The organism is Archangium sp. (assembly GCF_057119385.1).
Map to the genome: position 1 here is coordinate 1 of NZ_DBNGVP010000174.1, position 9,814 is coordinate 9,814.

General features: G+C 69.7%; 4 protein-coding genes. 1 reads left to right on the forward strand and 3 read right to left on the reverse strand.

Features of this window, described 5'->3' with window-relative positions; translation table 11 throughout:
* The 3 genes from AC16DP_RS41015 to AC16DP_RS41025 all read right to left on the reverse strand — a co-directional run.
* Nucleotides 1-2,773: AAA family ATPase (locus tag AC16DP_RS41015; RefSeq protein WP_483956982.1), on the reverse strand; the 2,773-nt coding region annotated here is incomplete at its 3' end.
* Between the two features lie 433 nt (nt 2,774-3,206).
* On the reverse strand, nt 3,207-6,722 hold the full coding sequence (locus AC16DP_RS41020) for a protein kinase domain-containing protein (RefSeq protein ID WP_483956983.1): 3,516 nt from the start codon (nt 6,720-6,722) through the stop codon (nt 3,207-3,209).
* Nucleotides 6,715-8,643, reverse strand: a complete 1,929-nt coding sequence (locus AC16DP_RS41025; protein ID WP_483956984.1) for a sigma 54-interacting transcriptional regulator — start codon at nt 8,641-8,643, stop codon at nt 6,715-6,717. The genes AC16DP_RS41020 and AC16DP_RS41025 overlap by 8 nt, the downstream gene beginning before the upstream one ends.
* 209 nt (nt 8,644-8,852) lie before the next feature.
* On the opposite strand from AC16DP_RS41025, the gene AC16DP_RS41030 reads away from it, so the two are divergent.
* Entirely contained in the window at nt 8,853-9,782 is a 930-nt protein-coding gene (locus tag AC16DP_RS41030; RefSeq protein WP_483956985.1) for a hypothetical protein, read from the forward strand.
* Nucleotides 9,783-9,814: the final 32 nt, after the last annotated feature.

The following is a 9,814-nucleotide window of genomic DNA, read 5'->3' on the forward strand; positions in this document are numbered from 1 at the left end:
ACCTCCCGTGTAGCCGACTTATGAGGTGTGTCCACAAAACCGGGGCAGGCTCATCGGGCAGCACCGCGCAGGCATTCACCACATGCGAGTGGCCCTTCAGCGTGGATAGGGAGCGGCCCGTCTCCAGGTCCCACAGCTTGAGCGTGCAGTCGGCGGAGGCGGAGAGGGCGCGCCGGCCATCGGGCAACACCGCGCAGGCGTACACCGCGCTCAAGTGGCCCTTCAGCATGGCCAGGGTGCGGGGGCGGCCCGTCTCCAGGTTCCACAGTCTGAGTGTACCGTCGAAGGAGGCGGAGAGGGCGCGCCGGCCATCGGGCAGCACCGCGCAGGCGCTCACACTGTTCGAGTGGCCATCTATCGTGGCCAGGAGGCAGCTCGTCTCCAGGTCCCACAACTTGAGCGTGCAGTCGGCGGAGGCGGAGAGGGCGCGCCGACCATCGGGCAGCATCGCGCAGGCATTCACCACATGCGAGTGGCCCTTCAGCGTGGATAGGGAGCGGCCCGTCTCCAGGTCCCACAGCTTGAGCGTGCAGTCGGCGGAGGCGGAGAGGGCACGCCGGCCATCGGGCAGCACCGCGCAGGCTTTCACCCTGTCCAAGTGGCCCTTCTGTGTGGACAGGCTGAAGCCCATCTCCAGATCCCATAGTTTGAGCATGCCGTCGGCACAGGCGGAGAGGGCGCGCTGGCCATCGGGCAGCACCGCACATGCGTACACCGTGCCCAGGTGGCCCTCCAGTGTGGACAGGGGGCGGCCCGTCTCCAGGTCCCACAGTTTGAGTGTGCGGTCGGCAGAGGCGGAAAGGGCGCGCCGACCATCGGGCAGCACCGCGCAGGCTTTCACCCTGTCCGAGTGGCCCTTCAGCGTGGACAGGGGGCGGCCCGTCTCCAGGTCCCATAGCTTGAGCGTGCCGTCCTCTGAGGCGGAGAGGGCGCGTCGGCCATCGGGCAGCACCGCGCAGGCGTTCACCACGCCCGAGTGGCCCCTCAGCATGAACAAAGTGTCGCACGTCGCTAGGTCCCATAGCTTGAGCGTGCCGTCCTCTAAGGCAGAGAGGGCGCGCCGGCCATCGGGCAGCACCGCGCAAGCTTTCACCCTGTCCGAGTGGCCATTCAGTGTGAACAGGGAGCGGCCCGTCTCCAGGTCCCACAGCTTGAGCGTGCCGTCGGCGGAGGAGGAGAGGGCGCGCCGGCCATCGGGCAACACCGCGCAGGCGTTCACCGTGCTCAAGTGGCCCAGGATCGTGCGGATTTCGTTTCTGCTCAGCCTCGCGGGGTGTCGGAGGCGGAGGGTGGGAAGCCCCTCTGGAAACCTTAAAGTCTCCTTGATCTGGTCCTCTGTCCAACCCGAGGACCGAAGCCAGTTGTAAACGAGCAGCGCCAGGGCGCCTGGATCTCGCCGAGACCAATGCGATCCGCCTCGCACGGCCCGAAGTAACTCTCGGAGAAGCCCCTGGTCATCTCCGCTGGCGGCTTCGGCCGATCTCGACAGAGCATCCTCGACGGCGGAGATTCCAGCCTCCTGGCACTTCGCTTCGAGATAGCCGAGGTTGGTGCAGAGCGAGCGCACCCGTTGCCAGTATCCCGCCTCCAGCCAGTGCACCACGCCGTGGTGCAAGACGTAGCGCCGACGGAAGTCATTCCCTACCGCCTCCACTGGCCACGCGCAGAGGTACTCCGCCAGACGGCGGTGCTCCTGGCGCATCCCCTCCACCCCCAGCCTGCGGGTGATGAATTCACGGAAGGACTCGTGAAAGGGCCGCCATGCGCGCTCGCCTCCCCAGTGCTCCGGCTCCTCTAGGAGGAACGGTCGTGTCGCGCGGAGGAAGCGCTCTCCTGTCTCCACGTCTCGCCAGCCCGCGACGGCCGCGAGTACCGAGTGCGGCAAGGCCTCGCGGGCCGCAGCGATCAACCCGAGCCCTGTGAACGCCACCGTCCGCTCGTGCTCGGGGAGGGCCACGAACTGCTGCCAGGACTGGACGAGGAAGGCCTCCAAGCCCTGGGGCAATAGCTCCGCCCGGCGTCGCTCAGGCGGCTGCTGCTGGAACCAATCGAAGAGTTTGATGGTATAGAGGATGTTTCCCTGGGCATTGCGTACGGCCTCCGCGACAAGCGTCGGCTCGACGCGGAGCGAAGACTGCTCCCAGTACCGACGCACGACCTGCTCATTTGAGGCTGCCCAGCGGTCATCATCCAGGTCGATGCAGCGGACGCTGTCCTTGGCCTCCAACCAGGAGAGATACGGATAGGTGGGCCGCGAAGCACAGAGGACGCGGACCCCCTGAGGCAGGACATCGGGGAGGAAGTGCGGGAGCGGGTTCAGCCCGACTGCCACGGGCTCGGCCTCGTCGAGACCATCGATGAGGAGCAGCAGTCGCTCTCCGCGTGGGACGAGCACCTCGTCCGAGACGCGTTGCAGGTTCTCCTGCAGACGCAATTCGGGCCGGGCGTCAGGCTGGGCCTGCGCGGGGAACAGCGCCTCCACTTGGGCCGCGAGGTTTCGGGCCACCACCTCGGGACGATCCCAGCCCTGCACTCCGCGCCGCAGGAAGTGGTGGGGGACGCGCTGCTCCGAGCGATCCATCCGCTTGAGGTAGTGGGCCAGGATGGCGCTCTTACCCATGCCGGGGCCGCCCTTAACGAGCACCCATCCGCGCGAGTCCCCTCCTTGCCCCAGCAGTCGGTCTAGTTCGGCCATGATGGCCTCCCGCCCGAGCAAATCCCCGTGACGCCCCCGCTCGGAGCGGAAGTTGATGATTTCGTTCCCGATGGCCACTCCGTGATTCTAAACCAGGGTTCATGATTCTCGCTCACCTCTCCTGGCCTCGGAGGCACGCCCTCCGAGGGAACGTCCCGGCAGCCAGGGGTGCTACCCGTTCGAGAATCGTGATCGGTCGTTTAGGACATTGCTCCGTGGCGCGTTGCCCCAGGGCTTGTCAGGACTCAATTCGTGATGAGCGCGTCCGGGAAGCCCAGCGATGCTCAGCGCACAGCCAGAATCAGTCCGACAGTCGGTCAGGTTTCGGAGGACAGCCGCCGAAGGGGACGGCGGGATACAACGCCTGCGGCTCGATGGGTGAGGCAAGCCCCGGTGCCACAAGTGGGAGTCCTCTCCCACCACTTCTGGCTTCGTTCCTTTTTATAAAGAATATTTTGCCTACCTAATTAGTCACATGGGCGCCTGACAGGCGGCGGGTGCGAAGCGGCTGCTACGGGCCCGCTCGCGCCGGGACGACGCCTTCTCCGGCGACGAGCACGCGGCGGACCCGTAGCGACTCCTCGTCTCCGTAGCCCATCCTGTCCAGCGCCTCGAGCAGCGGGCGGGCCTCGTCCGCGCGGCCGAGCCCCAACAGCAGCCGGGCCCGGATGTCGAGCGCATGGGGCTCCGGGGACTTCCCCTCGGGGCCGAGCAAGGCGAGTGCCTCTTCCCAGGCCGTACGCGCACGGGAGGAGGCCCCGGAGCGCGCCTCGAGCCGGCCGAGCTGCCACAGGCCCGAGGCCCGCCACAGCGGGAAGTCGCGCTCCGCCGGTGCCTCCACCCCCAGCTTCTCCAGCATCGCCAGGGCTTCCCTCAGGTGGCCGCGAGCCCGCGCCTCCTGGCCCCGCTGCGCCTCGTCCACGGTGGCGAGCGAGATGTGGCTCCGCGCCAGCGCGAATCGCCACCCCCGGTGCTCGGGTGACTTCGCCAGCAGCTCCGTGGCGATGCGCAGCTCCGTGTCGAACATGCCGCGCGCGGCGGCCAGGTTCCCCAGCACCCGGTGGCAGCGCCCCACCTTCTCGTAGCGCGACAGCAGCTCACCCCGCCACGTGACGTTGGCCGCGTCATGCTCGGAGAGGCGCCGGGCCGTGTCGAGCTCCGCCTCGTACTGCGCCAGCGCGCTCCGCGTGTCCCCCTGGTAGAGCAGGATGTCCCCCACGTGGCTGCGGGCAATCCCCAGCAGCCGCCGCAGGCCCGCGTCCTCTGGTGCCTGGGTGGACAGGGACTCCAGCAGCGTGAGGTTCTGCCGGGACCACTTCAACGCCTCGGGCAGCTCCCCCCGGCTCCTCGCGGCGGCACCGAGCTTCGCGTACACCTGGGCCAGCTCGCGCTGGAGCAGCACGTCGTCCGGACGCTGCGCGCGCAACGTTTCCATGATGGTGGCGCTCGCTCCCAGCGCGCTGCTCGCCGCCTGCCCGTCTCCCAGCAACTGCTGGATGGAGGCGATGTTGCTGTGCGCATAGGCCAGCTCCAGCTGCCAGTCGGTGTTGCGCGCATCCATCGCCACCAGCCGCCGCGAGACGTCCAGGTAGGCCTCGAAGTGCCCCAGGGCGCTCTTCGGATCCTTCTGCTGCGTCAGCGCGAAGCCCACCCAGTACTCGCTCTGGCCGAGCGCGAACAGCCACTCGCCCTTGTCCGGCTCCCGGGCCACGAGCTCCCGGGCCACCTGGAGCGACTCGACAAAGGCCCTCGAGGCCTCCGCGAACCGGCCCTGGCCGAAGCGCACCTGGCCGATCTGCCCCAGCACCTTGGAGCGCTGCATCAACTCCTCGGGGGACTGCTCTCCCTCCGGCAGCGTGGCGAGGTACTCCAGCGCCTTGTCTCCCACGTCCTGCAGGATGCCGAGTTTGCCGAGGGGCTCGAGCTTGCCGTACAGGTCCCCCAGCATGAAGGAGATGAGCCGATCCGCCTGTTGCCGCCGCACCTCCGCCTCCGCGCGGGCGGCCCGTGCCTGCTCGCCGGCACGAACCGCGCGCACGGCGAAGACGGACACCACCGCGAGCATGATGGACAGCGCGGCGGCGCCCCACGCGGCCAGCGCGCGGCGTCTCCGGGCCCGCTCGAGCGCGAGCTGCGTGCGCTGTTGGGCCTCGCGTTGTGCGCGGCGCTGCTCGAGGTTCCGCAACCGCTCGGCCACCTCGCGCGCATCGCTCGTGCGCCGCCGTGGATCTCCATCCACGAAGCTGGCGATGTCCTCGGCCAGCAGCGCGTCCTCCACGTCCCGCTGCCAGCCGGGCGCGAGCAGGCGCGAGAAGTCCCCCACCACCATCTGATAGAGCAGCACGCCCAGGGCGTAGATGTCGGCCTGGAGGGTGGGGTGCTGGCCACTCATCACCTCGGGAGCGAGGTAGCGCGGCGTCCCGGCACTGGGGTCCGCTCCCCGTCCATCGCCGGCCGTGAAGCCGAGCGCGGTGATGCCCTGGGCTTCCAGCACGCTCCGGTCCGTGAGCAGCCCGATGCCGAAGTCCGTGAGGCGGATGGAGGGCGTGCCCCCGGGCTGGGTGTGGACGAGCACGTTGGCCGGTTTGATGTCCTTGTGGAGGATACCCACCGAGTGGGCCGCGGCGAGCGCGGTGGCCACCTGCGCGACGAGCTCCAACCGGGTCGCGAGCGGCACCGCTCCCAGTCCACCCTGGCGTGCCGCCCAGTCGAGCAGGGAGCCACCCGCGGTGTACTCGGACTCGAGGAAGTAGGGGGGCGCGTCGAAGCTCCAGTCGAGCAGGCGGGCGATGTCCTCGCGCTCGCCCAACGCCTCCTTGAGAAGGCGGAAGAGCGTCACCTCGCGCTGCAACGCGCGCAGCCGCTCGGCCTGGAAACAGAACTTGAAGACCCGGCGCTCACCGGTGACCGCGTGCGCCGCCAGCCACACGTCGCCGAAGCCCCCTTCCCCCAACCGCTCCTGGAGCCGCCAATGGGGACGGCGGGGCAGGGCCTGTCCCTCCTCGGGCCGCCAGTCCGTCTCCGGCGCGCTGTCGGAGGGGGGCGCATCCGGGGCGGAGCCGGGTGGGACGGGCGCCACCCCGGCCTCCCGGACGCGCGACGCGGTGGGCTCGTCACCGGAGGCCTTTCCCGACGCTGGCGCGGGCCGCGGTGTCGCTCCCTCCAGGGCGAGGGGCGGTGCCTCCCCGGACACCCGGCCAGCGAGTGCCGCGAGCTCCGCCGCCACCAGGCGCGCGCTCTGCGGCCGGCGCTCGGGCTCCTTCTCGAGCAACCGCTCGACGAGCGCCACCAGCTCCCCGGGCACCTCGGGCCTCACCTGCGTGAGCGGCACGGGCGCCTCGCTCGTCACCCGCCGCAGCGTGTCGAGCAGGTTGGCGCCCCGGAAGGGGGAGCGGCCCGTGATGAGCTCATAGAGGAGCACGCCGAGCGCGAAGATGTCCGAGCGGTGATCCACGGCACGGCCACTGGCCTGCTCCGGTGACATGGCGTGCACCGTGCCGAGCAGTGCGCCCTCCTGCGTCAGCGCGGGCGACGGGGAGTTTCCCCACAGCGGCAGCGCCAGCCCGAAGTCGAGGATCTTCACCTGCCCCGCGGACGTGACGAGGACGTTCTCCGCCTTGAGATCCCGGTGCACCAGGCCCTTGGCGTGGGCCTCGCCCAGCCCGTCGGCGACCGCGCTGGCGAGCCGCAGCGCCCGGGCGAGCGCGAGCGGCTCCCTCCTCACGAGCGCCGCCACCGACTCCCCGGCGACGTACTCCATGACGATGCAGTCGCCGTGCTCGGTGTCGAGGATGTCGTAGATCTGGACGATGGCGGGGTGGTTGAGGCGCGCGGCGGCCTGCGCCTCCCGGCGGAAGCGGGCGCGGACCTGCTCGTCGATGGGGCCATCCGCGCGGATGCGCTTGAGGGCCACGTGTCGGTGCAGGCGCTCGTCGTAGGCGAGGTAGACCTCGCCCATCCCGCCACGGCCGAGCAGGGACTCGATGCGGTATCCACCCAGGCGGAAGATGTCGGGAGTCTCAGTCACGATGGGAAGGTGTGGCGCGGGGGAGGTGGGACTTGAGGCCGAGGTTGCGGATGAGCCGGTGCAGCGAATTGACGTGGATGCCGAGCAGCGCCGCCGCCTCGCGGTAGTCGCCCCGGGCCTTCTCCATGGCGTCGAGGATGCTCTTCTTCTTCGTGGAGGTGACGGTGGCCTGGAAGTCGCTGGGCGCGGAGCCACTGCCCTCGAGCACCTCGTCGGGCAGATCCTCGGGTTGGATGAGCTCGTCGGCGCCCAGCACCACGGCGCGCTCGATGACGTTGCCGAGCTGGCGGATGTTCCCGGGCCAGTCGTAGGACTCGAGGGCGCGGAGGGCGGCGGGTGAGAGGCTCACGGCGCGGTGGCGCAACCGCTCGCCGTGGAGCCGGGCGAAGTGGCGCGCCAGCAGGGGGATGTCCTCGCGCCGCTCCCGCAGGGAGGGCAGGGTGAAGGAGATGACATTCAGGCGATAGAAGAAGTCCTCGCGGAAGCGGCCCTCGCGCAGGGCCGCCTCGAGATCCCTGTTGGTGGCGGCGATGAGGCGCACGTCCACCTGGAGGGGGCGGGTGCCACCCACGCGCTCGAACTCCCGCTCCTGGAGCACGCGCAGGAGCCGGGCCTGGAGGGGAGGGGGGAGCTCGCCCACCTCGTCGAGGAAGAGGGTGCCGCCGTGGGCCAGCTCCAGCTTGCCCTCCTTGCGCGCCACGGCACCGGTGAAGGCGCCTTTCTCGTGGCCGAACAGCTCGCTCTCCAGCAGCGTCTCCGAGAGCGTGGCGCAGTTGATGGCGACGAAGGGCGCGGCGGCCCGCGGGCTGGCCTTGTGCAGGGCGCGCGCGGCCACCTCCTTGCCCGTCCCGCTCTCGCCGCGCAGCAGCACCGTCGAGTCCGCGGGCGCGGCACGGGAGATGAACCGCAAGAGGCGCTGCATGGCGGCGCTCTCGCCCACCACGCCGTGCTCCAGGCCGGCCCCCTGCAAGCGCTGGTTCTCCCGCTCCAGACGGGCCAGGTGCTGGGCGTTGGCCAGGCCGTGGGAGGAGATGACGGCCGCCGCCGTGAGCAGCTCCAGGTGGTGCTCGCTGAAGGCGTGGCCCGAGGAGGTGTCGAAGTAGAGCAGGCCCAGCGGCCCCTGGCGTCCCGGCAGGGGCGCGCAGAGCACCGAGCGCACGGCTGCCTCGCGCAGGCTCTCGGACTCGCGCAGCCCACCGTCCACCGCCACGTCCGTGTACAGGCACCCCCCCTGGCCTTCCAGCACGCGGCCCACCAGCGTGGCGCTGATGGGAAAGGATGCGCCGCCTCGGCCGCGCCGGTCGTGGGAGGCGACGGCCACGGTCTCCCGGGAGCCCGGCTCGCACAGCAGGACGCCGCCGCGCTCCGCCGGCAGGACGGCCAGCAGCAACTCCAGGACGCGCGCCGCCAGCTGCTCCACCCGCTGGAGCTCATGCACCGCGGTGCTCAACTCGAGCAGGGCCTGGAGATCCGAGGCGATGCGGCCGGTGCCCGGGCCCGCCGAGCCGGCCAGTGCCGCCTGGAGCCGCCGCGGCTGGAGGTACAGCACGTCCTCGGGCCGCCGCTGTACGGTGCTCCACGAGGCGGCGTCCGGAGGCGGGGCCTCCACCCCAGCGGCAGGCCGCGGCACGTCGTCGCACAAGAAGAGGAAGGCGCTGTCACCCACCTGGAGCACATCGGTGTGCTCCAGCCGCCGCTCCCGCGTGGGCACTCCATTGACGAAGGTGCCGTGGCGGCTGTCGAGGTCCCTCAGCCACCAGTGCCCGCCCTCGGTGCGCAGCTCGCAGTGGCGGCGCGACGCCACCGGATCGGCGAGCCGCACCTGGCAGTCCGACTGGCGGCCGAGGACGAGGGGTTCGAGCCCGAGCTCCCAGCAAGCGCCCTGATGCGAGCCGCTCAACGCGATGAGACGAGGGGTCAACCGTCACTCCTTGACGACGGCGGAGCACTATAACCCACCCGGGGTGTAACCGTTCGGTTAGTCGGACTCGCCGCACGGTTGGCTCCCGCGGCTCCCCGGGCGGACCTCTCGCGAGTTCCCCGAGGGACGGCCCCGTTCTCCGCCGTGTGTCCCGCGCGGCATACGCCTTGCTCCTGGGGCGCCCGCTGCTTCCAACCCAGGAGACTCTCGTGCCCGACTCGTATGGTGTCGTTCAACTCGCCTATGACATCCCCATCGGTGGTCAGTTCAGCTTCACCGTGGACGGCGTCATCGTCAGCAACAGCTTCTGTCTGGGCCTGGCGGGATTCGTCTTCGACTACGGAGACGATGACAACAACATCCTCAGCATGGGCGTGTCCCTGACGGGGATCTCCCTGTCCACGGCCAATGGCAGGTCCACCATCACGGGCACCGTGACGGGCACGTTCGAGGACGACAACCACCACACGGGCAATGTCTACACCCAGGTGATCCTCATCGCGGCGTTGCCGGGCCCGTACTCGCAGGTGACGATGGCCAACCCCCCCGGCTTCTCCAGCGGCGGGACGAGCGAGCAGATCCCCCTGACCGTCGAGTCCCCCTCGCTCACCGGCCTGCTGTCCGGCTTCTCGATGAGCTACTCGGGCTCGGATCAGAGCGTGAACCAGATCGGCGCGACGGTCACCGCCTATCTCAACAGTGGCAACGTCGCCACGCTCGGCGGCACCTGCGTGCTCGCGGAGAGCACCAAGACCAAGGCCACGAACCTGTCGCTCTACGGTGCGCTGCTCGCGGATGCCAGCTACTCGCCCGTCTTCGAGATCAAGGCCTTCCGCGCCAAGGCGAAAGGTGCGACCAGCGTGACGTTCAGCAACGAGGTCACCATGGCCCAGGCGCTGCTGGTCGGGTTCAATGCGCAGTACTCCGGGAACAACGATCACAAGGTGAAGAAGATGAGCGTGTCCTACAACAACTTCTACTCGCCGACCGGCTCCAACGCGGGGCTCCAGCCGGACAAGAAGACGTTCGTGTTCCAGTCGCCGCAGCCCTTCATGCAGGACGACGAAAACAACCGCCAGGACGACAACCTCTCCTACGCCGACTACGTGGTCATCGGCGCGGTGAAGACGCAGTCCTGAGCCCCATCCCCCCACTCCCCGACGTCTCCTCC